Annotated in this window: 27 protein-coding genes; 8 read left to right on the top strand and 19 right to left on the bottom strand. The window is 63.6% G+C overall.

Going from position 1 to position 22558, the window contains the following annotated elements:
• Nucleotides 1-36: 36 nt before the first annotated feature.
• The 6 genes from ihpA to JQ604_RS15050 all read left to right on the top strand — a co-directional run bounded on the left by ihpA (nt 37) and on the right by JQ604_RS15050 (nt 7148).
• A complete protein-coding gene (ihpA, locus tag JQ604_RS15075) occupies nt 37-1308 on the top strand; it encodes a divalent metal ion exporter subunit IhpA (protein WP_212358191.1) in 1272 nt (423 codons plus the stop codon).
• Nucleotides 1305-2252: a divalent metal ion exporter adaptor subunit IhpB gene (ihpB, locus tag JQ604_RS15070; RefSeq protein ID WP_212358190.1), complete on the top strand. Its 948-nt coding sequence runs from the start codon at nt 1305-1307 to the stop codon at nt 2250-2252. Before ihpA ends, ihpB begins: the two co-directional genes overlap by 4 nt.
• On the top strand, nt 2245-5454 hold the full coding sequence (locus JQ604_RS15065) for an efflux RND transporter permease subunit (RefSeq protein WP_212358189.1): 3210 nt from the start codon (nt 2245-2247) through the stop codon (nt 5452-5454). Before ihpB ends, JQ604_RS15065 begins: the two co-directional genes overlap by 8 nt.
• The gene (locus tag JQ604_RS15060; RefSeq protein ID WP_212358188.1) at nt 5451-5822 is read left to right on the top strand and encodes a hypothetical protein; all 372 of its coding nucleotides are present in this window, start codon (nt 5451-5453) and stop codon (nt 5820-5822) included. The genes JQ604_RS15065 and JQ604_RS15060 overlap by 4 nt, the downstream gene beginning before the upstream one ends.
• Nucleotides 5823-5929: 107 nt before the next feature.
• Entirely contained in the window at nt 5930-6274 is a 345-nt protein-coding gene (locus JQ604_RS15055) for a hypothetical protein (RefSeq protein ID WP_212358344.1), read from the top strand.
• 16 nt (nt 6275-6290) lie between these two features.
• Complete coding sequence (locus JQ604_RS15050; protein ID WP_249158272.1) at nt 6291-7148, top strand: cation diffusion facilitator family transporter; 858 nt, start codon at nt 6291-6293, stop codon at nt 7146-7148.
• Between the two features lie 10 nt (nt 7149-7158).
• Here the strand turns inward: JQ604_RS15050 and JQ604_RS15045 are convergent, their stop codons facing one another.
• The 12 genes from JQ604_RS15045 to JQ604_RS14990 are packed head-to-tail and all read right to left on the bottom strand — an operon-like array spanning nt 7159 to nt 17008.
• The gene (locus JQ604_RS15045; protein WP_212358187.1) at nt 7159-8724 is read right to left on the bottom strand and encodes a phage tail sheath C-terminal domain-containing protein; all 1566 of its coding nucleotides are present in this window, start codon (nt 8722-8724) and stop codon (nt 7159-7161) included.
• A 35-nt stretch (nt 8725-8759) separates the two neighbouring features.
• Nucleotides 8760-9101: a hypothetical protein gene (locus tag JQ604_RS15040; protein ID WP_212358186.1), complete on the bottom strand. Its 342-nt coding sequence runs from the start codon at nt 9099-9101 to the stop codon at nt 8760-8762.
• Entirely contained in the window at nt 9098-9742 is a 645-nt protein-coding gene (locus JQ604_RS15035) for a hypothetical protein (protein ID WP_212358185.1), read from the bottom strand. The genes JQ604_RS15040 and JQ604_RS15035 overlap by 4 nt, the downstream gene beginning before the upstream one ends.
• Nucleotides 9743-9745: 3 nt before the next feature.
• Nucleotides 9746-10102 carry a head-tail joining protein gene (locus JQ604_RS15030; RefSeq protein WP_182869769.1) on the bottom strand — a complete coding sequence of 119 codons (357 nt, stop codon included), beginning with the start codon at nt 10100-10102 and terminating at the stop codon, nt 9746-9748.
• Nucleotides 10093-10458, bottom strand: a complete 366-nt coding sequence (locus JQ604_RS15025; RefSeq protein ID WP_212358184.1) for a hypothetical protein — start codon at nt 10456-10458, stop codon at nt 10093-10095. The genes JQ604_RS15030 and JQ604_RS15025 overlap by 10 nt, the downstream gene beginning before the upstream one ends.
• A gap of 1 nt (nt 10459) precedes the next feature.
• A complete protein-coding gene (locus JQ604_RS15020) occupies nt 10460-11101 on the bottom strand; it encodes a hypothetical protein (protein ID WP_212358183.1) in 642 nt (213 codons plus the stop codon).
• Nucleotides 11101-12336, bottom strand: coding sequence for a collagen-like protein (locus JQ604_RS15015; protein ID WP_212358182.1), 1236 nt, complete (start codon nt 12334-12336; stop codon nt 11101-11103). The genes JQ604_RS15020 and JQ604_RS15015 overlap by 1 nt, the downstream gene beginning before the upstream one ends.
• The gene (locus tag JQ604_RS15010) at nt 12263-13738 is read right to left on the bottom strand and encodes a phage portal protein (protein ID WP_212358181.1); all 1476 of its coding nucleotides are present in this window, start codon (nt 13736-13738) and stop codon (nt 12263-12265) included. Before JQ604_RS15010 ends, JQ604_RS15015 begins: the two co-directional genes overlap by 74 nt.
• Nucleotides 13735-14106, bottom strand: a complete 372-nt coding sequence (locus JQ604_RS15005; protein ID WP_212358180.1) for a hypothetical protein — start codon at nt 14104-14106, stop codon at nt 13735-13737. Before JQ604_RS15005 ends, JQ604_RS15010 begins: the two co-directional genes overlap by 4 nt.
• A gap of 28 nt (nt 14107-14134) precedes the next feature.
• Complete coding sequence (locus JQ604_RS15000; RefSeq protein WP_212358179.1) at nt 14135-16237, bottom strand: phage major capsid protein; 2103 nt, start codon at nt 16235-16237, stop codon at nt 14135-14137.
• Nucleotides 16238-16290: 53 nt separating this feature from the next.
• Nucleotides 16291-16752, bottom strand: coding sequence for a hypothetical protein (locus JQ604_RS14995; RefSeq protein WP_212358178.1), 462 nt, complete (start codon nt 16750-16752; stop codon nt 16291-16293).
• Nucleotides 16694-17008, bottom strand: a complete 315-nt coding sequence (locus JQ604_RS14990; RefSeq protein WP_212358177.1) for an HNH endonuclease — start codon at nt 17006-17008, stop codon at nt 16694-16696. Before JQ604_RS14990 ends, JQ604_RS14995 begins: the two co-directional genes overlap by 59 nt.
• 108 nt (nt 17009-17116) lie before the next feature.
• On the opposite strand from JQ604_RS14990, the gene JQ604_RS14985 reads away from it, so the two are divergent.
• Nucleotides 17117-17293 (top strand): hypothetical protein, encoded by a 177-nt coding sequence (locus JQ604_RS14985; protein WP_212358176.1) that lies wholly within the window; start codon nt 17117-17119, stop codon nt 17291-17293.
• A 6-nt stretch (nt 17294-17299) separates the two neighbouring features.
• Nucleotides 17300-17482, top strand: coding sequence for a hypothetical protein (locus tag JQ604_RS14980; RefSeq protein ID WP_212358175.1), 183 nt, complete (start codon nt 17300-17302; stop codon nt 17480-17482).
• Nucleotides 17483-17539: 57 nt separating this feature from the next.
• On the opposite strand, the gene JQ604_RS14975 is transcribed toward JQ604_RS14980, so the two are convergent.
• From JQ604_RS14975 to JQ604_RS14945, 7 genes are all read right to left on the bottom strand, one after another.
• Complete coding sequence (locus tag JQ604_RS14975) at nt 17540-19042, bottom strand: terminase large subunit (RefSeq protein ID WP_349631105.1); 1503 nt, start codon at nt 19040-19042, stop codon at nt 17540-17542.
• A 61-nt stretch (nt 19043-19103) separates the two neighbouring features.
• Nucleotides 19104-19595 carry a phage terminase small subunit P27 family gene (locus JQ604_RS14970; protein WP_128941048.1) on the bottom strand — a complete coding sequence of 164 codons (492 nt, stop codon included), beginning with the start codon at nt 19593-19595 and terminating at the stop codon, nt 19104-19106.
• On the bottom strand, nt 19519-20346 hold the full coding sequence (locus tag JQ604_RS14965; protein ID WP_212358174.1) for a hypothetical protein: 828 nt from the start codon (nt 20344-20346) through the stop codon (nt 19519-19521). The genes JQ604_RS14970 and JQ604_RS14965 overlap by 77 nt, the downstream gene beginning before the upstream one ends.
• Before the next feature lie 103 nt (nt 20347-20449).
• Entirely contained in the window at nt 20450-21139 is a 690-nt protein-coding gene (locus JQ604_RS14960) for a ParB/Srx family N-terminal domain-containing protein (RefSeq protein WP_212358173.1), read from the bottom strand.
• Nucleotides 21140-21631: 492 nt separating this feature from the next.
• Nucleotides 21632-21985: a hypothetical protein gene (locus JQ604_RS14955; RefSeq protein ID WP_212358172.1), complete on the bottom strand. Its 354-nt coding sequence runs from the start codon at nt 21983-21985 to the stop codon at nt 21632-21634.
• Between the two features lie 15 nt (nt 21986-22000).
• Nucleotides 22001-22228, bottom strand: a complete 228-nt coding sequence (locus JQ604_RS14950; protein ID WP_212358171.1) for a hypothetical protein — start codon at nt 22226-22228, stop codon at nt 22001-22003.
• 63 nt (nt 22229-22291) lie between these two features.
• Nucleotides 22292-22537 (bottom strand): hypothetical protein, encoded by a 246-nt coding sequence (locus JQ604_RS14945; RefSeq protein WP_128941043.1) that lies wholly within the window; start codon nt 22535-22537, stop codon nt 22292-22294.
• Nucleotides 22538-22558 lie beyond the last annotated feature (21 nt).

Here is a 22558-nt window from a genome sequence, read left to right as displayed (position 1 = left end):
AGCGCTCGATCGATCTGCTTGATCAGGTAACTACTCATGTTTCGGAAGAAAGCCGCGCGTCTTGCGTGTGCGGTGGCATTTCTGGCCAGCCCGTTGCTGACGAGCGCTTCACATTCGCAGACTCTCACGATGAGGGCCGCGCTTGCGCGGGCACTCGCCGCCAGCCCTCGTCTCACCGCGGCCGAGCGGGACGTCGGGATCGCGTCGGGACAGCGCATCCAGGCAGGAGCGTTGCTCAATCCCGAGGTGTCGTACGAACAAGACGATTCCTTCGGTACTGGGAAGTATCGGGGGACGAAGTCCGCAGAGACCACGCTGCAGATCAGCCAGGCCTTCGAATGGTTCGGCAAGCGTGAGGCGCGAGTCGCGGCCGGTGCAGCGGGTGTCGAGACGGCGGCGATACAGCGTCAAGCAGTCCGGTTGGAAGTGCTCTCGGAGACGGCCATCACGTTCCTGAACGTGCTCGGTTCACAGCGTCGAATCCAGATTCTCGACGAGCAAGTCGCCGCCATCGATCGGTTGACCCCGCTGCTGCAGCGGCGCGTCGAGGCCGGCGCGTCCTCGCCGGCGGAGACCGGGCGGGCCGAAGTGGCTTCCGCGCTGGTCAAGGCGGATCGAGAACGGCTCCGATCGACGCTCGCCGGCGCGCGGCGCGAACTGGCGGTCCTCATGGGCGATACGGTGGCGAAATTCGCCGCCGTCTCCGGGCGGCTCGATACCACCGGTCGGCCGCCCTCCTTTCAGGCCGTCGTGGCGGCGATCGACGCGAATCCGCAACTGGTCCGCTGGACCGCTGTCTACGCACAGCGGAACGCGGAACTCTTGTTGGCGCGGCTCAGGCCCTATCCGGACGTGCGCATCGCCGCTGGATGGCGTCACTTCAACGAGACCAACGACGACGCCGTGCGGCTGACGCTGTCTGTGCCGATCCCGGTGTTCGATCAGAACCAGGGCAACATCCTCTCCGCGCAGGAGAGCCTAGCGAAGACGAGGGCAGAGCGGGACGCGAACCGGAATACGCTGATCGTGATCGCAGGCCGGGCTTACGACTCGCTGCAGGGCTCGCTGCGGGAGCTTGCCATCCTCCGCGAAGTCGCCATTCCGAAAGCGGAGCAAGCGGCGCAGGCCATCTCGGAGGGATACGGTCAAGGCCGATACACGCTTCTCGAGGTGCTGGACGCCCAGGCGAGCCTCACGCAGGCGCGACTGCGTGAACAGGAAGCATTGCAGAATTTCCACGTTGCCGTCGCGACCATCGAAGGACTCGTGGGCAATCCGTTTTCGCTCGCACGCGAGAGTTCAAGATGATCCGAGGACTGATCCGATTTTTGGTTTTCGCCGTGGTCGCCGTCGGGCTTATCTACGTTGGCTACCGCATGTCGACGCCGGCGACGACCAAGACTGCGGCAACGGCGAAGGCGGAAGAGGAGGAGCATTCGAACAGCGTCGCCATGACCGACGCCAAAGTCGCCGCTGCCAGCATCGAGTTGGCGAAGGCGTCACCGGCCGTGCTGCACGACAATCTGCTGCTCAACGGCATGGTTCAGCCGAACCATGAATCTCTGGTTCAGGTCACGCCGCGATTTCCGGGCATCGTCCGGGACGTACGCAAGCGGATCGGGGACCGCGTCCAGAAGGGCGATGTCCTCGCGATCGTCGAAAGCAACCAGAGTCTCACGCCCTATGAGCTGAAGGCGGTCCTCGGCGGGACTGTGATCGATCGTCAGACCACGTTGGGCGAATACGTCTCCGAACAGAAGCCGGCCTTCGTCATCGCGGATCTGTCGACCGTCTGGGTGGATTTTTCCGTTTATCGCCGGGACCTCGGACGGGTCAACGTCGGCGATCAGGTACTCATCGATACCGCGGATGGCAAGCCGACGGTCGACGCGAAGATTTCCTACATTTCGCCGGTTGGCAGCAGCGATACCCAGAGTGCGGTGGCAAGAGCGGTGGTGCCAAATACGGACCAGCGGCTGCGTCCGGGACTGTTCATCACAGGTCGGCTGACGCTGTCGGCCAAGCAGGTTCCGGTCGCCGTGAAAGTCTCGGCGCTGCAGACGGTCGAGAACCGCACGGTCGTGTTCGTGCGCGACGGGGACAAGTTCGAAGCCCGTGAGGTCGAGATCGGCGAGCGGGATTCGGAATCCGTGGAGATCACGTTCGGCGTTCTCGAAGGCGACACGTACGCGGCGAAGAACAGCTTCACCGTGAAGGCCGAAATGGCGAAGGGAGGAGTTGACAATGATTGACGGCATTCTCTCCTTCGCGATCCGTCAGCGCTGGCTGGTGATGATCGGCGTTGTCGCGATGGCCGGATTCGGGGCGTGGAATTTCACGCTCCTGCCGATCGACGCCGTTCCCGACATCACGAACGTACAGGTCCAGATCAACAGCCGCGCGCCCGGCTACTCGCCGCTGGAGGTCGAGCAGCGCATCACGTTCCCGGTCGAGACCGCGATGGGCGGGCTGCCTCGCCTCGAAAGCACGCGCTCGCAATCCCGCTATGGCCTCAGCCAGGTCACCGTCATCTTCAAGGACGGCACCGATATCTATTTCGCCCGCCAGTTGATCAACGAACGGATACAGCAGGTGCGGGATCAGTTGCCCACCGGGATCGAGACCGCCATGGGGCCGATCTCAACAGGGCTCGGCGAAATCTTCATGTACACCGTCGACGCCCGGCCTGGTGCGCGCAAATCGAACGGAGAGGAGTACACGGCCACGGACTTGCGGACCGTTCAGGACTGGATCGTCCGGCCTCAATTGCGGACCGTGGCGGGCGTCAGCGAGGTCAACACGGTCGGCGGCTTCGAGAAGCAATTTCACGTGCTGCCGGATCCTACGCAACTGATGGCGTACAGGATCAGCTTCCGCGAAGTCATGGCCGCTCTGGCCGCCAACAACGCGAATGTCGGAGCCGGGTACATCGAGCGGAACGGCGAGCAGTATCTCGTCCGCACCCCCGGCCAGGTCGGGAGCATCGAGGAGATCAAGGACATCGTGATCGGCTCGCGAAACGGCGTTCCGGTCCGGATATCGGATGTCGCCGAGGTCAGGCAGGGCAAGGATCTGCGCACGGGTGCCGCGACGCTGAACGGCAACGAAGTTGTGCTCGGAACCGCCATGCTCCTCATCGGCGAGAACAGCCGGACGGTGGCGCAGCGGGTGTCCAGCAGGATCAGGGAAATCGGACGCTCGCTACCGGAGGGAGTGACCGTCCACGTCGTCTACGACCGGACGCGCCTAGTCGAGGCGACCATCGCGACGGTCCGCAACAATCTCGTCGAGGGCGCTTTGCTGGTCGTGGTCGTGCTTTTTCTGACGCTCGGAAACTTCAAGGCGGCAATCGCGACGGCGTGCGTCATTCCGCTCGCCATGCTGTTCGCCATCACCGGCATGGTCCAGACCCGCGTCAGCGCGAACCTGATGAGCCTGGGCGCCATCGATTTCGGGATCATCATCGACGGCGCAGTCATCATTGTCGAGAACTGCCTGCGCCTGCTCGCCGTAGAGCAGCGCCGGCTGGGTCGCGTGCTCGATCGCGAGGAACGATTTGCCACCATTCTCGCGGGATCGCGCGAAGTCATTCGGCCCAGCCTGTTCGGAATGTTCATCATCGCCGCCGTCTATCTGCCGATCCTGACCCTCACCGGCGTCGAGGGAAAGATGTTCACGCCCATGGCGCTGACGGTGCTGATGGTGCTGGCGGGCGCCAGCATCCTGTCGCTGACGTTTGTGCCCGCGGCGGTGGCGCTGCTGGTCGGCGGCCGAGTATCCGAGCATGAGAACCTTCTGATGCGAAGCGCCCGGCGCATCTACGCCCCGCTGCTCGCGGCGTCGATCCGGAACAGGTTCGGCGTCGCGGTCATCGCGGCGCTGCTCGTCGCGGTCTGCGGAATCGCGGCATCCCACATGGGCGCCGAGTTCATACCCGGTCTCGACGAAGGCGACGCTTCGTTCGAGGCGATCCGGATCCCGGGAACAAGCCTGACCCAGTCGGTGGAAATTCAGGGCATGATCGAGAAGCGCCTCGGCAAGATCCCGGAAGTCAAAGAAGTGTTCGCGCGCACAGGTACGGCGGAAGTCGCAACCGACCTCATGCCGCCGTCGGCATCCGACGGTTACGTGATGCTGAAGCCGCGGAACGAATGGCCGGATCCTGACAAGCCGAAGGCGGCGGTCGTCTCCGAGATCCAGGAGGCGGCCCAGGACGTCCCTGGGACCGCCTATGGCTTTTCGCAACCCATTCAGCAACGCATGAACGAGCTAATCTCCGGCGTGCGAAGCGATGTCGCCGTCGAAATCTTCGGGGACGATCTTGACGAACTCGTCCAGGGCGCGGCACGGGTCCAAGCCGTGCTGCAGAAGATAGCCGGGGCCGCCGATGTCAAAACCGAGCAGACGACCGGCCTTCCGGTCCTGACGGTGAAGCTGAACCGCCCAGTGCTGTCGCGCTACGGGATCAACGTCGCCGATGTCCAGAACCTCGTCGAGATAGCCGTCGGCGGCAAGAGCGCGGGCCGCGTGTTCGAGGGCGACAGACGCTTCGACATCATGGTCCGGCTGCCGGAGCACCTTCGTTCGGACGTGGAGGCGATCAGGGCGCTGGCGGTGCCATTGCCGCCACTCGAGAACCACGCCAAGGCGACGCCAGCCCTATGGGCCAATTCGCCCCTCGCCCAGATCCGTTACGTTCCGCTGTCGGAGGTCGCGCAGATCGATGTGGCTCCGGGTCCCAATCTGATCAGCAGGGAGAACGGCAAGCGACGCATCGTCGTCACGGCCAACGTGCGGGGCCGCGATCTGGCCTCCTTCATTGCAGATGCCCAGGATCAGGTGACGCAGAAGGTGAAGCTCCCACCCGGCTACTGGATCGGATGGGGCGGTCAGTTCGAGCAACTCGTCTCGGCGACGCAGCGGCTGACGGTCGTCGTGCCCCTCGCGCTGTTCCTGATCTTCCTCCTGCTCTTCGTCAGCCTCGGCTCGATGCCCGATGCGTTGCTGGTGTTCAGCGGTGTGCCGCTTGCCCTGACGGGGGGCGTCGTCGCGCTTCTGCTCAGGGGAATCCCGCTATCGATCAGCGCCGGAATCGGTTTCATCGCGCTCTCCGGAGTCGCCGTGCTCAACGGTCTCGTCATCATCACGTTTATCGAAAAGCTCCGTCGGGAAGAACTGGCGCTGGTGGACGCGGTCCGGGAAGGCGCGCTGACGCGGCTGAGGCCGGTCCTGATGACCGCGCTTGTTGCCGCCCTCGGCTTCGTCCCGATGGCTATCGCCACCGGAGCGGGTGCGGAGGTGCAACGTCCGTTAGCCACCGTTGTCATCGGCGGGGTCGTTTCCTCGACCATCCTGACTCTATTGGTCCTGCCTGCGCTCTACGTTCTGTTCAGGCGCGAGCATGCCGATCGACCGCTTTCGACTGCCACCAAACCGATGGGAGAACGTTCATGAGAATCATCAGTTGGATCGTCGCCGCGCTGCTGTTGGCCACGCCGGTGGCGGCCGAGGACTACGAAAAAGGCCCGAACGGGGGACTAATGCTGGACGTGGCCGGCATCGATGCCGAACTCCTGACGTCGGGCAATACGGTCACCATCAACGTCTTCGAGGCCTTCAAAGCGAAGCCCGTCTCGACCAAGGGCTATGTAGGAGCCGTGCTGATCGCCGGCGGACCGGCCCGGGAAACGGTGACACTTGCGCCACAGGGCGAGAACTCGCTCAATGGCGAGGCGAAGAATCCGATCCCCGCCGGCGCGACGATCACCCTCACGATCAAGACCGCCGAAGGAAAGTCGGGCCAGGCCAAATTCAAGAAGTAGGCTCGCGGAACGTGAAATGGATGCGCCGAGCGGAGGGAAGATCAAGCCTTTGGAGCGGACACGCCTCGGCCGACATCCGTATGCGACATTTGGCGGCCGCCTGCCTGATGTGGCCGCTGGCCTGGAACACGGTGGCCGCAGAAGAACTGGATGCGCGGACCGCCCAGATCGTCGGGCTCGGTGCCACGACATGCCGGCAGTTCACGGCCGATGCGGCGGGTGATCCGCAGGTGCGAAAGGATTACCTGGCCTGGGCGCAGGGCTTCATGAGCGGAATCGTGTTGAGCAGGCCGCCTGGCGTGGACGTCGGTCTCGATCTCAGCCCGCCGACGTTCGGTCTGATGGCTCAACTACGGTTCCTCGAAGAGCACTGCGCGCGGAACGAGACGGCCGATTTCTCCAGTGCCGTCGAGGCGCTCTACAAGAGACTGCGGCTCGAAGGTAAGACTTGATGTAAGGATGTTTGCGATGACGGAAACAGACGCTGCCGAAGCGGTGCGTTACCGCGTGACGGGCATGGATTGCTCCGCCTGCGCTGCCAAGATCGAAGCCGCCGCGCGTTCGATCGCAGGCGTGCGGGATGCGAAGGTCTCGATCGCGTCCCAGGAGATGACGCTCCGGACGGAAAACGGGACGGCTCCGTTGCCCGAGGTCGAGCGCTCGATCACCGGCCTCGGCTATAGACTTGCGCGCGTCGACGAGGGCGAGGATGACGACAAGATCCCGGATCTCTCGCACGTAACGCCTGCCTACAAACGCGCCCTTTGGATCGTAGTTCTGCTGAATGCCGGATACGGCATCGTCGAGATCGTCGGCGGGTTTCTCGCTGGCTCGCAATCCGTGAAGGCCGATGCGCTCGATTTCATCGGGGACGGCGTGATCTCGTTCCTTGGGCTGATGGCGGTGGGCTGGGGACTGGCGGCCCGGGCCAAGGCCGCCCTGCTGCAAGGAATTTTCCTTGGCGTTTTGGGAACTGGCGTTCTCGTCGGGACTGCCTATCGCGTGCTGGTGCAGCAGCAGCCCGAAGCTGAGCTGATGGGGATTCTGGCGCTCGTCGGACTGGTGGTGAACGTGATGGCGGCCGTGGCGCTCCTCCCACACCGGCAGGGCGACGCCAACGTGCGCGCGGTCTGGCTGTTCAGCCGCAACGACGCGATCGGCAACGTCGCGGTCATAGTCGCCGCCGTCCTGGTCGCATGGACCCAGACGCCTTGGCCTGACCTGGTTGTGGCGGTCATCATTGCCGCCCTGTTTCTTCAGTCGTCCTTCTCCATCATAAGGGACGCTCGAAACGACTTAAGCGCGACGGCATCAAGTTCTAATTAGTATGCGCCCTCTAAGCACCCGATGCCGCGTTGAACGGCGGCTGCGTGGGTCCGATGATCTGGGTGTCGATGCCCCGGTCGTATTGCAGCCGGAACTGCGCCAGCACCGCGAAGATACGCAGCTGGTTGATCAGGTCAGGCGGATACAGCACGTTTAGGCGGTTGGGGTCGTTGGGATCGCGCTCGACCAGCAGATGGCGCTTGAAGTTCGAGAGGTCCTCTACAAGGCCGACGTACATATCCTGCTGATACTGCGCGATCAGCTCGCCCTTGACGATGCCCGGAGTGACGATGGCTTGGCCTGGGCCAAACTTGGTGCCGTCATTCGCCAGCTTGTGGCGCGGATACTTCGAGGTGACCGCATGCTTCTGATTGCGCAGCAGCTTGGCCAGCGTGGCGAGCGTGGTCACCAGCTCATAGGCATCATCGGGCTGGCCATAAAGATTGACCTGATAGGTGGTCTGCTCTCGGGCGATCATCGGCTGATTGTCCGCACCAATTTTCTGGATCGCGAGGCCAGTCGATGCGAGCGAGTTCAGCTCCACGAAGTCGAAGCGCTGATGCACGCCAGCGGCCTTGATCTGGTTCAGCGAGAGCGCCTGCAGCGGGCGTGCGGGGTCATTGATCAGGGCGCGCTGCGCCTTCGCGGCATAGGCCGCCGCCCACTCGAAGGTTGGCGACGGCGCGGCGACCTCAACCGCCATGATCGACTCGACCGGGCTGTTCAAGGCATCGCCAAAGGTCAGCAGCTCGGCATAGGTGCCGCGCTTTGCCGAGAAGACGTGGCCGAACAGCTGCCGCTGCCAGCCCCATCGTCCCTGATCGGTGAAGCCATACTCCTGATCCCAGTCGAACAGCGAGTCCGAGTCGGTGTACGGCATCGCGACGTATTCATAGGGCTCTTCGCCGAGGTTCAGGATCGCGGCGTCGAAGTCTGGCGAGCCGGTGCCGCCCGTCAAAAAGCCGCTGGCCGGGAGATCGAGCGCCAGTCCAGGCGGGGTCTGTTCGCCGCCTCGGCTGCCGTAGTAATTCAGCCCCACCGCGATGTCGTTCGCATTGATGCTCTTGAACACCGAGGTCAGCGTAACGACGCCGAGCGCGGCAGTCGCAGTGACCGGCAGCGTTACATCATCGTTGATCGCCGCAGCGATGGCGCTGGCGATGGTATCGACGGTATCGGTGGTTGCGACATTGATCGGGACATGCTCGCCCGCGACGTACAGATGGATGGTGCCCGCAGCGGTCGGCGCGGCAGTGACGGTGATGTCGCCCTTGGCATCTGCCGCTGCGGTCGGCTCTTTCAGCGGCAGGCCCCAGACTTCATTCGCGAAGTTGTTGGCGAAGAACGCTTTGAACATGCGCGACAGCTCGGAGCCTTGTCCGAAAGCGAGATCGGCCTGCGCTTGGCTCCCGATGGGAAGCGGGATGTCAGGCGTGGCCGCGCCATCGGCAGTCATCACGCCGACAAGCAGCGCCCGCAGATTGATGGTCGGCAGGCCCGCCATCGACGGATCGACTTCGACCCAATAGAGCGGGACCTTGATGTTCGCAGGAATGTTGGCAAAGCTGATCGGCATCGACGCCTCCTGTTCAAAATGAAAACGCCGCCTTCTCAGGCGGCGTCGTTCGGTTCATCGGCGTGCTGCTCTCGATGGCGGTGCGCGCGCTGCGGATGCTCTTCGCGCTGATCGGGCTTCGGCTTCGGCGGCGGCTTTTCCACCGTCACCGAGCCGTCGGCGATGCGGCGCTTGGTGAAGCGATCATTTGGCCACTCTGCGCTGCCTTCAGCCGGGAAGTTGCCGCGAGCCGGATGCTTCATCACCCTGCGAATGGCGTCGCTTGCGGGCACGACGCGAACGGGCGCTGGCGTTTGCGCACGCATCTTCTCCATCCGCTGCTTCGTGCGCAGACCGCGCAGCGAGGCCTTGCTCAGGCCCTTGTGTTCATCCGTCATCGGCGTGGCTCCCTTTTTCTGGAGATGTCGAACAGGTACTTGCTCTTGATCGGCGGGCGCTGGTCGTGTGGCTCGTCGCCGACAACGGTGGTGACATCGATCTCTTCGAGATCGTCGGTGATGATCGGCGGCCATGTGGTGCGGAAGAAAACCGACACGTCGTATTGCAGCTCGGCGAGCGGCGTTTCGTTGTTCAACGCCGTGGACCCGAACACATGGCGGCGCACGCCGCGCGTGATGCCCTCGATCACGGTGTTGTCCGGGTTGGGTTGCCCGGTATGCGGGTTCATCGTGTCGAACAGGTTCATGATGTACTGGTCGAGCCAGAGCCGGTTCATGATCCGCCACCAAGCCGCATCGATCTGCTGCTCGGCCACCACCTGATCGTTGTTGGCCACGACCACCGAGAAACCGATGCGCAGCGTGTGGCTGAAGCGGATCATGCCAGCGTTGGCGTCGCCGTCCGGCAGCATGGTCTCATCGATGATGTAGACGCCCAGGTACGGCAGCAGCTGATGTTGCACGCTCAGCATCTTGTTTTTGCGCTTGCTGTAGTTCTCGAAAAACGGATCGCCCGTCAAGGCATCGAAAAACACGTCGCGGATCACCAGCGAGAATGACTGCGTGTCGGTGATGCCCATCGCTCACATGATTGTTTCATAGATGCGGATCGTCAGCATGGTCTGGCCGCCGCCGTCGCTCGATGCGTCGATGATCTGATATTCGCCGCGCGGCACGTTGTTGCAGTCCAGCGGGATCACCAGCCGGTCATTCTGCTGCGGCAGCACCGCGAACTCGCTTTCGCGGATGTCGAGGATGGTGCGCTGGTCGGAATAAATCTGGCCGTCCAAGCCAGCGACATCGAGGCTGTAGGTGTTGAGAATGCCGCGCCCCTGATAGTCGGGCTGTCCGGGCTGCGAAGCGAACGGCCTGAACGTCACCGGCACCGCCCAGAAGTCGAAGATCGGCCCCTGCAGCAGCACGTCGAGGTTCACGGCCATTTCATCGCCTCGGCGGTCAGCCTCACCATGCGATCCCAAAGCTGCCCCAGCAGCTCGGCCCGCAGGATCGGGCGGTTGCTTCGCACCACAGGCCCGTGCTTGGCGGGCCGATACTGCTTCGGACCCTGCCTGCGGTGATGGGTGTCTTTAGAAGGCTGGCGCGAGCGCGGCCAGATCAGGGTCGTCGCGCTGGTCTCGTTCGCGACCATTTCGGTCTGCATGTTCGGATATTTGCGGCGCATGTCCTGGCGCTGCCAGTTCTCCAGCTCCTCGGGCATCTTTCTGCGCAGGGTGGTGATCTGGGTGTCGTACTGGTTCAGCTTCGCAAGCAGCTCTTCGACGCCCTCGATCTTCACCTCAAACATAGAAGCGCATGTACTTGTAGAGCAGCGCGTTGACGGTCTCGGCGGCTTCACCGAGCGCACCTCCAGTCTTGTTCAAAGCCGCGTTGGGGTCCATGAACTGCACCCGCGACTCGCGGTGGGTGATCGACTTGATGCCGCTGACCGCCGCCGCAGTCCGCTGCGCGCGAGCGCCTTGGATCAAAAGGCCGGTCGCCTGCTTCAGCGCTGGCGGCGCTTCGTCGGGCAGATCGTAGCCGCCCCTGTAGGTGACGGTGACTGGCTCCGACCATGCGCCCTCGATGCGCATCTTGCCTGAGCGGTTCTCGATCTCATAAGCAGCCGGGTCGATGCTGCTGCCGCGCGGCGATTCCACGGCTTCGATGTCGGCGTCGGCGACCGGATAATGCGTCAGGAAAAGCCGGGGACTATCGAACGGCATGGTATCGCCGCGCCATGTCTCCTCGACCGTCTCCTTGGCAAAGACTCGATTGCACATGGTGGCGACGATATCGCTGTAGTGCTCGATCCATTGCTTCAGCTGCTCGTCTTCGCTGGTATCGCTCGCGGGGATGTTCAGGATCAGCTTGAGTTCATCGAGCGTCAGCAGATCGTAGCTTTCCGCTGGCGTGATCACTTTGACCCAGATGTCGGCCATCAGTCCGCCTCGGAGTGGAATTGCTCGAACAGGGCGCGCAGCTGCAGCGGTTCGACCTCGCTGTTGTCGGACATGATCGGCGTGGCGCAGTAGCGCTCGCGGTCGATCTTCCAGCCGAGGATCGTCGGCGCTGGCAGGCCGGGCTCGCCACGCGCTCCTGCCTCGCCACGTTCGCCTTGCGGTCCCGGCTTACCTTGCTTGCCCGCGCTGGCGATCAGCTGCCAGCCTTCGCCTGGACACGGCCCCGGATCATCGGTGCGTGCGATGAAGCTGGAACCGCCGAGCGCCACGATGTTGAGGAACGAATAGTTCTCTCCCTCGCGATAGGTGCCGATGATCTTCGGCATCGCGGCGTCGCGGCCCTTGGCGGCGATCAGCGCCCAGTCGTCATGCGGCGGCGTGCGCGCAGTATCGCATCGCGCTTGATAGGTGCTGCCCATATGCCGGACGACCACGCCCTCATAATGGACAGCACCCTCGACAAATGCCTCGACAGCGCTCAGCTGCCCCGGTGCGCCTTTCTCGCCGGGCGCGCCATCCTGTCCCGATAGCCCTTGCTCGCCTTTTTCACCGGGGACACCTTGATCGCCGCGAGCGCCTTGCTCGCCCGGCTGGCCGGGCTGGCCCGCTTCGCCTTCCTCGCCTTTTTCACCTGCTTCGCCTTTTTCGCCTTGCTGGCCATCTTGACCTCGCTCTCCTGTTTCGCCCCGCTCGCCCTGCATTCCTTGTTCACCGCGCTCGCCAGCTGGACCCGGCTCGCCCTGCGGACCTTGCTCGCCTCGCGGCCCCGGCCCGCCAGCAGCCCCGGCAGGGCCTTGCTCACCGCGCTCGCCTTGTTCGCCGCGCTCTCCCGGCTCGCCGCGCTCGCCAGCAGGTCCCTGATAACCTCGCTCGCCAGCTGGACCTGCAGGTCCCTGATCGCCGGGTGCTCCATCCTTGCCGTCTGCGCCATCCTTGAGCGTTGCAAGGCGGGCGCTGATCTGCGCCTGCAGGACATCAACCTGTTCCTTGGCGAACTGCAGCAGCGATGACTTCAGGTCAGCGACTTCGGCCTTCAGCCCGAGGATGACGGTCGCGGCCTGCGCCTCGATCAGGGCGCGCTCGCGCTGCCATTGCCCGCGCTCGCGGTCGAGCGCTTCGCCCAATGCCTCGCGCCAGGCCTCAAGAAGTAATTCGGCGGCGTCCGATCCGGTCGGCGCAGGCAAAGAGGTTTCGGACTTCCCGTTGGATTGCATCGCGGTCGCCCTTTTCTGGAGGCGGTGGCTTCGCATCATCATTTGCAGCTGCTGCGGGATCGGCCGGCGGCGCAGCTGGCGGCGCTGGCGCGGCGGGTATCTTGCTGACTGCGCTCAGCGGAACGACCTGCTGCTGCACGCGCGGCTCATCGCCAAACGGAACGGCGTCGAGGCTCTCGCTATGACGGGCCTCATTGGGCGCGTAGATGCCGCCCTGAACGCCGCGCGCCAGTGCTTCGATCCGGTCCTTCAGGGCAGAGCGCAGCAGTGCTGCCGTATCGAACTCGACATATTCGTCAGGCTGGCCCTTCAGCCCGAACAGCAGGCCGATGGCTTCCTCGATGTGGTTGAGCGCGAAGCCGAGGCCCGATGCGATCCAGCTCTGCATCAGCATCTCGGTCGATGACAGATTGTTGCCGCCAAGCCCGAGCACCTGCAGCGGAATGCGAAAGGCGAGCGCGATATGCTCGTTCGAGAGCTTCAGGATTTCGGCCGTGGCGGCATCCTTGCCGCCTTGCGCCCAAGGCTGGACCTTCAGGCCAGCGGTCAGGATCGGCGTGCCGCCCTGATGCAGCCCCTTGGATTGCTCATTCCAGCGATCCCGCAGCGCCTGCACCTGATCCTTGTCAAGCTGCAGATCGGTCGAAAGCACGGCCGATGGCCGCGCCTCGTTCATATAGAACTTCATCTGCTGCGCGGTGATCGCCGCTGCAATGCCGACATCGCCATAGGCGGCGACGATGGGCGACTCGCCGACCAGCGGGCGCGGCCATTGGCTGCGGACAGTCTGCAGCCGGATATGCAGGACATCCCGCTGCGGGACGATCAGGTTCTCGCCGCCCAGGCGGCGGTCGATCACGTCATTGCCGCTCAGCTGATAGAAGATGTCCCCGGTGGTCGCGAGCCGTGGATAGGACTGCGTCGAATCCATCAGATGCAGCTCGTCGATCTCATAACGGTCATTTCGCAGCGCCAGCCCATAGGCGTTGCCGTGCAGATAGAGCGAGCGCGTGCCGTTCAGCAGAAAGTCGCTGATCGATTGATAGTCGTTCGGCGACCGGAGGATGCGGGAGAGCGCGGAGTTCGTGACGCGATCTCTCCCGCCTTTATCGTTGGCCCGCCAGTGATCCCCGGGGCACATCGCGACGGTCTGGGCATAGGCCGAGACGCAGGCCTCGACCATGGCCGAGGTGGTGCCGAAGCTGATCGGGTCATAGCCCAGCTGCCACCAGTTCATGCTGCTGCCGACCTCGGCGGGCAACCAGCCTCCGGTGATCGGCAGATACCAAGGCCCCGGCCTGACCTCGCCCTCGGCTTTGACAACCGAAGTGTCGGGGCCAGCCACCGCGAACGAGCGGCCAGCTTGAACGCGGTAGCGGGGCTTGGCGGCGGGCTCGGTCATTCAGCTTTGTGCGTCGATGCAGGGTTCGACGTGCGGGTCGAGTAGTCAGCGCGGGACTGCGAGCCTTGGGCTGGCTTGGTCTCGCGCGTGCGGTGCTTGTCCGGATTGGCCGGATGATGCTCCGTTGACTGCTCGGGCGAGCCGTCCGGTTCGTGCTCCGCGATATGGACGCCGCTTTTGGCGAGATCGTTCTCCTCCTGCGTCGGCGTCGGCTTCACCTTCGCGTTCTCGGCCATGCGCTCCTCGCGCTCTTTCTGCCGCGCATCGCGCTCTTCAGCGAGACGCTTGCGGGTATCCTCGTCCCGCTTCTTGGTGGCGGCGGCTTGCTCCTCGGCGCGCTTCGCAGCGGCCTGATCTTGGTCGGTCATCGAAGTTCTCCTTTGCTGGTTGCGCCGCTTACCAAGTGACGCCGTTGACGACGGCGACCACGCCCGGACGGCGGATCGTCCAGTTGACCGGCAGGATCAGCCGCAGCGCGATGCTGTCGGTCTGCCACATCGACTTGACGGGGAACGCGGGCGTGCCCGGGCCGGGACCCGCGACGATGTCCGCAGGCGCGGTGTCCTCCATGTGGAGGGTCGCCTGATCGGACAGCTCGAAGCGCGGCGCATCGCCGCCGACCGAGACGAAGTCGGCTGCATCGAGCGTGATCACGGTGCCCAGCGGGATCGTGCCCGAGTCGATGATCGGCCAGCCCGACAGCCGGCCGTTGCTGATCTCCTCCCGGAACGGGAAGACGCCGGCACCGGGCGCGGTGATCAAGCCCGCGCTGTTCACCTGCTGCGGGTTCATCAGCCAGACCGGATTGCGCACATTGCCAGCGGTGGCAGTGAGCAGCGCGCCTGACAGCTGCTTGATGTCACCGACGATGGCATTGAAGCCGCCGCCTGCGGTGGGCGTCAGCGGGGTGACGCCGTGGAGGATGCCAGCGGGCCGGACCACGGTCGCCGCGTTGCTATCGATCAGGACGGAGTCCAGCGAGACCGCGGTATCCTCCTGGATCGCGTTGCGCAGCAGGCCCTCGATAGCGGGAACGCTGTGCTCGTTGATCTCGCGGGTCCAAGTGGTGATGACCGCCATCTTCTTGGGCGTCAGCACCTGCGAAGTGAACAGGCCCTGACGGACGGGGATCGGCAGCCCTTCACCGACGAACGATCCCGCGATGGTCGGCGTGGTGGAGCGCGTCGGAATGATGATCTTGCCGTTGGTGCCGAAGGACAGCGAAAGGCCAGCGTTCGAAAGCCGGGGATAGACCGACTTCGGCATCAGGGTTTCCATGAACCCGCTGACGATCTGCTGCACCAGCTCGGCGGCCCAGCCCGTGACGGTGGTCATTGCGGGGTTGGTGGCCGCCTTGGCCATCCAGTCGAAGACGCCCCGAATGATCTGCTCATCATCGGGATAGACTTCGCGCATCATGGCCTCGACGGGCTGCTTGCGGCTATGCGCGAGCACCTGCACGACGCCCATCTTCACTAAGAGATCGATGGGCTCGACCTTGCGCTTGGTGAACGGCCGGAAGTCGGCCTGCTGCCGGGCCGGTGGCTGCACCGGATGGCCGCGCACGACAATCGCGGTGCTGCCATCGTCCGAAGTCAGGCCCAGATGCTTCTCGGCATCGCGCAGGGCAGCGAGGCCCTTTTCCTCCTGCGCGATCTTGGCGTTCAGGTCGTTGGCAGTTTCAAGCTGCGCATCGGTGACGTTGGTGTCGTCGATGGTTTCATAGTGGGCCTTCAGCTGGTCGCGCAGCGCCGTGACGCGCTGCTCGGCAGCGGTGATCCTCTGAGCAAACGACATCGTCGTGCCCTTTCTGGTCTGCTGTTGCTTTGAGGCTTGCCCGCCAGTGATCCCGCGCCGCGCGATCCCGTCCTTTCTGCCTTTCCCGGCAAAGACGAGTTCGATGGTCTCGGGTGAAATGTTCAGCGCCTTGGCGACCGCGAGCGCATTGGGATTCGCGGGCACCGAGACAAGGCTGGTCTCGACCAGCTCGGCCTTCGTGTAGAAGACGCCCCAGTCGGTCTCCTTGCGCGGCTTCGTCTCCAGCGGCCTGAAGCCGACCGAGACGGCGCGCAGAATGTCGGCATCGACCAGCCGCCTGATCTCATCGATGCGGTCGGATGTGCCTTCCGGGGCCAGCTCCAGCACGCCGCGCAGCTGCTTATCGACGACGCGCAGGTTGCTCCATTTGCCGATTGGGAAGCTGGACTGATGCCCGAACAGCGCAATTGGGTTCTTCTTGAAGTTGCTCAGCTGCCAGCCGTCCGACAGGATGATGTCGTCCATGCGATCAGGCGTCTCGTCCGACAGCACGAACTCAAGCCCGTTCTTTTTCGCTGCATTGACCTTGTGGCGCAGGCCATCAGCCGCACGATTGTCCCAGATGATCTGACAGACATCCGCATCGCCGATCTCGTCGGTGCAACGGTCCATGAAGTCGGAATAGGTCTCATCGTCTTCCGGCTCGATGTCCGAGCGCGTGACCATCTTTCGCTGATCCATGGCAACTCCTCCCGCAGGGTGCAGGGCTGGTCGGCTTTGCGATCCGGTGACGTTCAGGGTTCGAGATGCCGCTCGATCTCTTCGAGCCGCGCTTCGATGCGATCCAGGCGGCGCGATATCTCGCGCGCTCCGGTCTCAGTGAAATGCACTTCGTTCCAATGGCCGTTGCCGTCGCAGGCATAGAGGCCAATGGCAGGCACGGTGATGATGCGGTTCATGCAGCAGAGCAGCTGCAGCCTCGCGCTATGCTCCAGCGTGATCCCGGCTTCGAACAAAACCCGCTTTATGGTCGGCGGGCCTTCGCCGAACGATGCGATTGCGCCGCTGCCGGTGATGTGGACGAGGTTGGAGTCGACGCTGTCGTCTTCTGGCGCGAGCGCGACCGTGCGAGCGCAAGCAAGCGTGACAGCGGGAGCTTCACCATGCGCGCAGCGCCATTGCAGAATCGGCAATGCCTCATCTCCCGCGATGCCTGTTCGCCGGATGCTTCGGATCGGTCGGCCAGCCGTCGTCATCGACCATCACGTCGAAGCCGCGCGCCTCCATCTGCTGCTTTCGCGAGTTGTGGCAATGGGCGCAAAGGCTCTGCAGCTCGCCGAGGCAGAACAAATTCCAGTCGCCCCGATGGGGCTCGACATGATCGACGTGGGTCGCGGGCATCACCAGCCCATCATCAGCGCAGAACCTGCAGAGCGGATGCGCCAGCAGCTGCTGCCTCCGGCGGCGCTGCCAGAAGGCAGTGCCGTAGAAGTGCGCCCAATCCTCACGCATAGCTTGCTCCGCGGCGGCTAGGCCGCTGATGAAGTGCAGGTGATCGTTTTGACAGGTTGACTCCGTGTTCCTGCTATGGAACTCACTGGAGCGCGGGAGACATTGCCGATGCAAGACTATGAGGCGCACATCGAAAAGCTGCGAGCAGAGGCCGCCGAATGCGCGCTCATCCGCGATCTTGCGACCGATAAGGCGAAGCGTGAGATGTTCAATCGGCTATGCCTGCACCTGAATGCTCTTGCGGACGAAGTCGAAAAAGAAATGCTCAAGCGAAAGACGACGTAGCCGACCATGAAAATGCTGGTCGAATACTTGGAGCGCGCCGTCGCGCTCGAAACGCTTGCCGCGACAGAGCAGGACGAGGTTTTCCGGTCGCAACTGCTGAAGCAAGCCGCCGCCTATCGGCAGTTGGCGCAAAAGCGCGCAGAGCAGTACGGATTGCCAATGCCTAGCTCACCGCAATCAGGCCAATGACGACCACGAGCGCGCAGAAGGCGAAGAACCACCAAGGAACTTCCGTGCCCATCAGCCTCATCCGATCAGCGCCTCGATATCGATTGGTTTGCTTGGCGCCCGATCCCGCGAGCGCAGGCCCAGCAGCATGGCCAGCGCGACCGCGCCGTCGATGCGGAATCGCGCCTTGTCCTTGTCCAGCTTCCTGTTGCCAGCCGGGTCCATCGTCGCCACAGCGTTTGCCATGTTCCAGTTCATCAGCGGATTGTTGGGATGGATCAGCTGGCGCTCGATCACGGCCAGCTCCAGCGCGTCGATGGAAGGCCCCATGTCCTTGAAGCCTTGGCCCCACGGCACCAGCCGCAAGCCATCGCCGCCTTTCTCGCCGTCCTCGAAGGCCTGCAGGCCGATGCGGTCGAACTCGCGCAGCAGATCGTTGATGCGCCAGCGGTCATACGCCATGCCCTTGACGCGATAGCGCTGCGTCATTTCGGCGATGAAGAGCGCGATCACTTCCGGGTTGATCGATTTGCCTGGACTGACCTTCAGAAAGCCTGCGTCGGCATATTCGCGATATCGATGCGATCCCGAACCGAAGTCGCGGGCTGAATGCTCGGTCAGGCTTTCGCGCGGCTTCCAGAAGAACGGCTGGATGCGGCAGGGATCGGCGGCCGAGCCGATCAGCAGCGCGGTCAGATCGACGGTCGAGGACAGATCGAGCGCCAGATAGACTTCCTCGCCGTCCTGCAGCGCCGCGTCGCCAGCGCAAGCCATCCATTCGGCGCGGCTGATCAGCGAAGCGATGGGCGAGACCCGCTGGTTCAGAAACAGGTTGCGGACCTTCGGCTCCTCGGCGGGCATTCGGATCGCCTTGCGGATCGCGGTGGCAAGGTCCTCGTAATCGCGGAATTTGCCGAGCGCCGGGTTGGCTTTCTTCCATTGCTTCTCGTCGGCCAGCTCGCAATCTTCATCGGCCGCATACAGGTGGCAGACGATTGCGGGGTCGATGCCGGAGATTCCATCATCGATCAGTTTCGACATGATGTGCTCGGGATCGTTCGACTGCGTCGAGATCACGATGAAAAGCGGCTCCTCCCGGGCGCCGAAGGATGTATCGAGCACGTCGTACAGGTCGCGGTTCTTCGCCTGCGCCAGCTCGTCATAGATCACCAGGCTGGGCAGGTAGCCGTGCTTGGTGCCAGCTTCGGCGCTGATCGCGCGATAGACCGAGCCCGTGCGGCGGGCGACCATCGTCTTGGTCGATGGCACCAGCTCGATCAGCTCCAGCAGCTCGGCGTCGAGCTCGACCATCTGGCGAGCGAATTTGTAGACGATGGCGGCCTGATCGCGATCATTCGCCGCCGAATAAATCTCGCCGTGGATGATGGCCTCGGGTCCGACCAGATGCGCCAGCACGATGGCGGCGATCAGCGCGGTCTTGCCGTTTTTGCGCGCCATCGAAAGGATCGCGCGGCGCACCGCGCGACGCTGGCCGAGATAGGGCTCATAGATCGCGCGGATGAAGAGCTTCTGAAACGGCTCCAGCTTGAACGGCTTGCCCATGCCGTGACCGCTGGGCACGGTCAGTTTCTCGATAAACCGGATAACGGCTGAAGCCCGACGCCTGCCTTCGGAAGTGCGTCTAGCCTGCGATGAGTCCGGCAAACTTGCTCTGCGAGTTGTCGCCGTGGATGCCCGCCGTGATCCTGCTGCGGGCCGCCGGCGTCAGGCCGAACTCTGCCGCGAAGCGCACCATGTCGCCCGCGTGCTTGCGCACGATGCTGACCAGCGGGTTCATCGCGGCGTCGCCGAACTTCGACTTGATGATCATGGCGTTCATGATCGGATCGTTCGCCTGCATCTTCGCCAGCGCCTCGGCCGCCATGCGCCACTGGCCGAAGCTGTAGCAATAGGCCGCCAGCGCGGGGACATCGACGCGGGTCAAGAGGCCCAGCCGATGCAGCTCGGTGCCGGTGATCCACCATTCGTCGGCAGCATAGCCCGTGATGAAGGGCGGCGGATCGGGGACATCAGGCAGCTGCTCGGGCTGCGGTTCATCAGGAAGCCTGCGCTGGCCGGGGTTTCCGCGCAGCAGCTTCAGATGCGTCGGCAGTGGTCGCTTGCCGGGTTTCATGCGGTCCTCTTGGTTCCTGTCGCTGGAGCGTGGGGATCGGTGCTGCTCCGTCGCTGTGCTGGTTGGTGCCAGCCATCGCCTGCTTCCCACGCACGCCGCGATACATGTTTGCGCCCCGGGCTTCGATTGCGCTGAACGGCAGCTCCTCGGCGTTCAACCGCTGCCGCGCTGCCGGATTCAAAAAATAGACGTAGCGCAGCGTGTAACCTTCCAGCGGCGTGCCGATGCCGCTCCATTTGCCGCCCGTCGCGGCGAAGTGCTGCAGCCGGTTGCCGCCCGTGACTTGCGACATCTTGTGGCCGACGCTGCCATCGGCGAAGCGCATCACGTCCTTGTTCTGCTTGATCAGCGTCAGGATGAAGCCCGAGGCCCGATAGATCGTGCCGTCGCCGCATTGGCAGGCATCCGCGAAGCTGACGATCCATTCGATGTGCGGATAATGCTTCCTGATCATCCGCATCGCGACGCCCAGCGCGCGGCTTTCCGAGTTGCGCGGCAGCGTGTCGGTGAAGGCCATCCGGTTCAATTCCAGAAAGCCGTTCCATCGGGTATCGCGGACGAGGTTCAGCATGTGCGATTTGTCCAGCGATGGGCCGAACTGCATCGCGCCTTCCATCCTGCCGTTCAGGAAGACGCCGAGCGACAGCTGCGAATTGGTGACGACCTTGCCGCTGTAGTGCACGCGGCGGATCAGCGCGTCGGCGTCGCGCTTGGCGACGGGCTGCACCACGATATCCTTCGCGCTGGTCATGATGTCACTGCCTTGAAGGCCGCCATCAGGAAGAGCAGGACGGCCAGCGTATACGCGCGGTCGATCAGCGCGGCGATGCAGAGCAGCAGCAGCGCAGGGGCGATCATGCGGCCAGGTACGCGCGGCAGATTTCCGCCAGCGCGTTGCCGTTCTGGTTCTTGTTCTCGTCGGCATCGGTGGTCGGATGCCGTCGCGCCGCCAGCTGCAGCGCAGAATTGATCGTCTCGGCCTGCTCGGTCAGCAGGATGAAGGTCATCTGCTGAAAGCGCGACTTCTCGCCATCGGCCAGCGGCGGCATTTCGCCCAAGGCCGATACGCCCACGCCCAGCTCGCGCAGCTCGACTTCGTTGAAGCCGGTCAGCGCTACCAGCCCCATGTCGGCCAGATCGCCCAGCTCGATCCGCAGCAGCTTGTCATCCCAGCCGCCGTTCTCGGTCAGCTTGTTGTCGGCGATCAGATAGGCGCGCTTCTGCGCTTCGGTCCAGCCGCGAGCGACCATGACCGGCACCTGATCGATGCCCAAATGCTCCGCAGCCAGGACTCTCCCGTGGCCAGCTATGATCGACCCGACTTCATCGATCAGGACCGGCATGGTCCAGCCCCACTCTCGGATCGACGCCATGATCTGGCTGATCTGCGCCTCGCTATGCTGGCGGGCATTCCGCGCGCTCGGGGTCAGGGCGCTGATCGGCCGCCGCTCGATCTGGTCGGCGGGCCATAGCCTGGGCGTTTCGGCGCGTCCGAATTGACCGTTTTCCTCGGGAAAAACGGCTCTTTCCGCGATCTGATGCATCCGGTTCCTTGGCGCAAGAGCCTGAAATTGCTGGGTTTTCGGCGTGTAGACGAAACTCCCACGCGGTATCTAGTTGCGGAAAAAAGGGCCAATCCGGCCCGAAAGTTAGCCGGGACAGGCCTCGGCCAACTGTTCCGGCCGAAACGGGGCTTTCGAGCACAAGATGCTGTAATCCCAACGCTTTCTGCGTTTTAGAACTTTCGTCTTTCTCGGTTTTTCCATTTTGCAGGCGCTAATTTTGAAGCGCCGCCAGCGCTGCAGCGGGTCCCGCCAATAGTTCGCAAGGAGCCCCCCGGCCCCGTGGCATATTATTCCACCATGAGATCAAGCAGTTAGGCGGCACGGCAGGCGTCACCATGCAGAGGCATGGTCAAATTCGGACCTGCCGAAGGTGCTGACCGGGCCGGAACGGCCCGATCTGCAAGCCTTTTGCGCCCCGTTCACTGCCAATAGAACGAACTTCCACCCCAAAAGCGTCATGAGATCAGGGCCTTACCGGGCGTCAGGGATCTCCAGCGCAATGGCGAACTTGCAAGCCTCGCGCTGGCTGACGGGATGATCCCGGCTGCCGCTGCGAAGCTTTAGCCACCCCACCGTTCGAACCCATGGCTCCCCGGCAAGGGCGATGCCGCTGTCCGGCTTGGCCGTGATGGTGATCTCGTTGCCGCGCGGATCGAACATCGCGTTGTAGAGCGCGCCATCGGACGAGACCTCGAAGGTCATGTTGGCCTGCGTGAACTCCTGCGGGACGGTGATGCGGACGATCTGCCCAGCGCTGCAGTCGACTCCTTCGGACAGCGACTCGCCTGCCGGGATGGTCGGGCCGTCGATGATCTGTAGCGACATCGGTCTTCTCCCTGTTCACCGCGCGGCTTCGATCTTCTCGCGCACCACGCTGCATGTTTCGATCACGGTGACGTACTTCGCATCGGCAAGGCTCACCATGCAGCGCACGCCCTTGGTCAGGTACTTGCCGCTCGCTTCATCGCCGCGAGCTTCGCGCAGTGTGGTGATCTGCTTCGGGTTGATGTCGATCTGCCTTCCGTCGATGGAGTGAAGGCCGATCAGGATCACGGCCAGGAGCAGCATGATCAGCATCCCTTGCAGATCGATGGCGGCGCTGGCGGATAAGGCGGCAAGGCCTCGACTTGGCTATCGGACGTGAGGAAAGCCGAGCGTGCCTGTACCTCCGAGCAGGCAGGATAGCAGGCCGAAGATCACCACGACGACAGCGATGGCGATGATGGCCCACAGCACGATCATGAGCGCGCGGCCGATGATCGGCATGCCTGTGAGGCTATCGAGGAACGGGATCAGCAGCTTGATGATGGCGACGACAGCGCCGATGACGATCAGCCAAACGATCAGCTGCTCAAGCCAAGCAAGGGTGAAGCACATGGGCAATCTCCCCATCGGGCA

This window comes from Bradyrhizobium jicamae (assembly GCF_018130695.1).
Lineage (GTDB): Bacteria > Pseudomonadota > Alphaproteobacteria > Rhizobiales > Xanthobacteraceae > Bradyrhizobium > Bradyrhizobium jicamae_B.
Note: the sequence above shows the minus strand (reverse complement) of the source record. Positions and strands in the feature narration are given on the sequence as shown.

Coding starts and splice junctions, on each gene's coding strand:
- JQ604_RS15010 (WP_212358181.1), bottom strand. CDS start 13,738: ATGACCGAGCCCGCCGCCAAGCCCCGCTACCGCGTTCAAGCTGGCCGC.
- JQ604_RS15015 (WP_212358182.1), bottom strand. CDS start 12,336: ATGCAATCCAACGGGAAGTCCGAAACCTCTTTGCCTGCGCCGACCGGA.
- JQ604_RS15000 (WP_212358179.1), bottom strand. CDS start 16,237: ATGGATCAGCGAAAGATGGTCACGCGCTCGGACATCGAGCCGGAAGAC.
- JQ604_RS14990 (WP_212358177.1), bottom strand. CDS start 17,008: ATGCGTGAGGATTGGGCGCACTTCTACGGCACTGCCTTCTGGCAGCGC.
- JQ604_RS15050 (WP_249158272.1), top strand. CDS start 6,291: ATGACGGAAACAGACGCTGCCGAAGCGGTGCGTTACCGCGTGACGGGC.
- JQ604_RS14980 (WP_212358175.1), top strand. CDS start 17,300: ATGAAAATGCTGGTCGAATACTTGGAGCGCGCCGTCGCGCTCGAAACG.
- JQ604_RS14970 (WP_128941048.1), bottom strand. CDS start 19,595: ATGAAACCCGGCAAGCGACCACTGCCGACGCATCTGAAGCTGCTGCGC.
- ihpB (WP_212358190.1), top strand. CDS start 1,305: ATGATCCGAGGACTGATCCGATTTTTGGTTTTCGCCGTGGTCGCCGTC.
- JQ604_RS14950 (WP_212358171.1), bottom strand. CDS start 22,228: ATGCTGCTCCTGGCCGTGATCCTGATCGGCCTTCACTCCATCGACGGA.
- JQ604_RS14955 (WP_212358172.1), bottom strand. CDS start 21,985: ATGTCGCTACAGATCATCGACGGCCCGACCATCCCGGCAGGCGAGTCG.
- JQ604_RS15020 (WP_212358183.1), bottom strand. CDS start 11,101: ATGGCCGACATCTGGGTCAAAGTGATCACGCCAGCGGAAAGCTACGAT.
- JQ604_RS15045 (WP_212358187.1), bottom strand. CDS start 8,724: ATGCCGATCAGCTTTGCCAACATTCCTGCGAACATCAAGGTCCCGCTC.
- JQ604_RS14965 (WP_212358174.1), bottom strand. CDS start 20,346: ATGACCAGCGCGAAGGATATCGTGGTGCAGCCCGTCGCCAAGCGCGAC.
- JQ604_RS15030 (WP_182869769.1), bottom strand. CDS start 10,102: ATGGCCGTGAACCTCGACGTGCTGCTGCAGGGGCCGATCTTCGACTTC.
- JQ604_RS14960 (WP_212358173.1), bottom strand. CDS start 21,139: ATGCATCAGATCGCGGAAAGAGCCGTTTTTCCCGAGGAAAACGGTCAA.
- ihpA (WP_212358191.1), top strand. CDS start 37: ATGTTTCGGAAGAAAGCCGCGCGTCTTGCGTGTGCGGTGGCATTTCTG.
- JQ604_RS15060 (WP_212358188.1), top strand. CDS start 5,451: ATGAGAATCATCAGTTGGATCGTCGCCGCGCTGCTGTTGGCCACGCCG.
- JQ604_RS15065 (WP_212358189.1), top strand. CDS start 2,245: ATGATTGACGGCATTCTCTCCTTCGCGATCCGTCAGCGCTGGCTGGTG.
- JQ604_RS15040 (WP_212358186.1), bottom strand. CDS start 9,101: ATGACGGATGAACACAAGGGCCTGAGCAAGGCCTCGCTGCGCGGTCTG.
- JQ604_RS15005 (WP_212358180.1), bottom strand. CDS start 14,106: ATGACCGACCAAGATCAGGCCGCTGCGAAGCGCGCCGAGGAGCAAGCC.
- JQ604_RS15055 (WP_212358344.1), top strand. CDS start 5,930: ATGTGGCCGCTGGCCTGGAACACGGTGGCCGCAGAAGAACTGGATGCG.
- JQ604_RS14945 (WP_128941043.1), bottom strand. CDS start 22,537: ATGTGCTTCACCCTTGCTTGGCTTGAGCAGCTGATCGTTTGGCTGATC.
- JQ604_RS14995 (WP_212358178.1), bottom strand. CDS start 16,752: ATGACGACGGCTGGCCGACCGATCCGAAGCATCCGGCGAACAGGCATC.
- JQ604_RS14985 (WP_212358176.1), top strand. CDS start 17,117: ATGCAAGACTATGAGGCGCACATCGAAAAGCTGCGAGCAGAGGCCGCC.
- JQ604_RS15035 (WP_212358185.1), bottom strand. CDS start 9,742: ATGGGCATCACCGACACGCAGTCATTCTCGCTGGTGATCCGCGACGTG.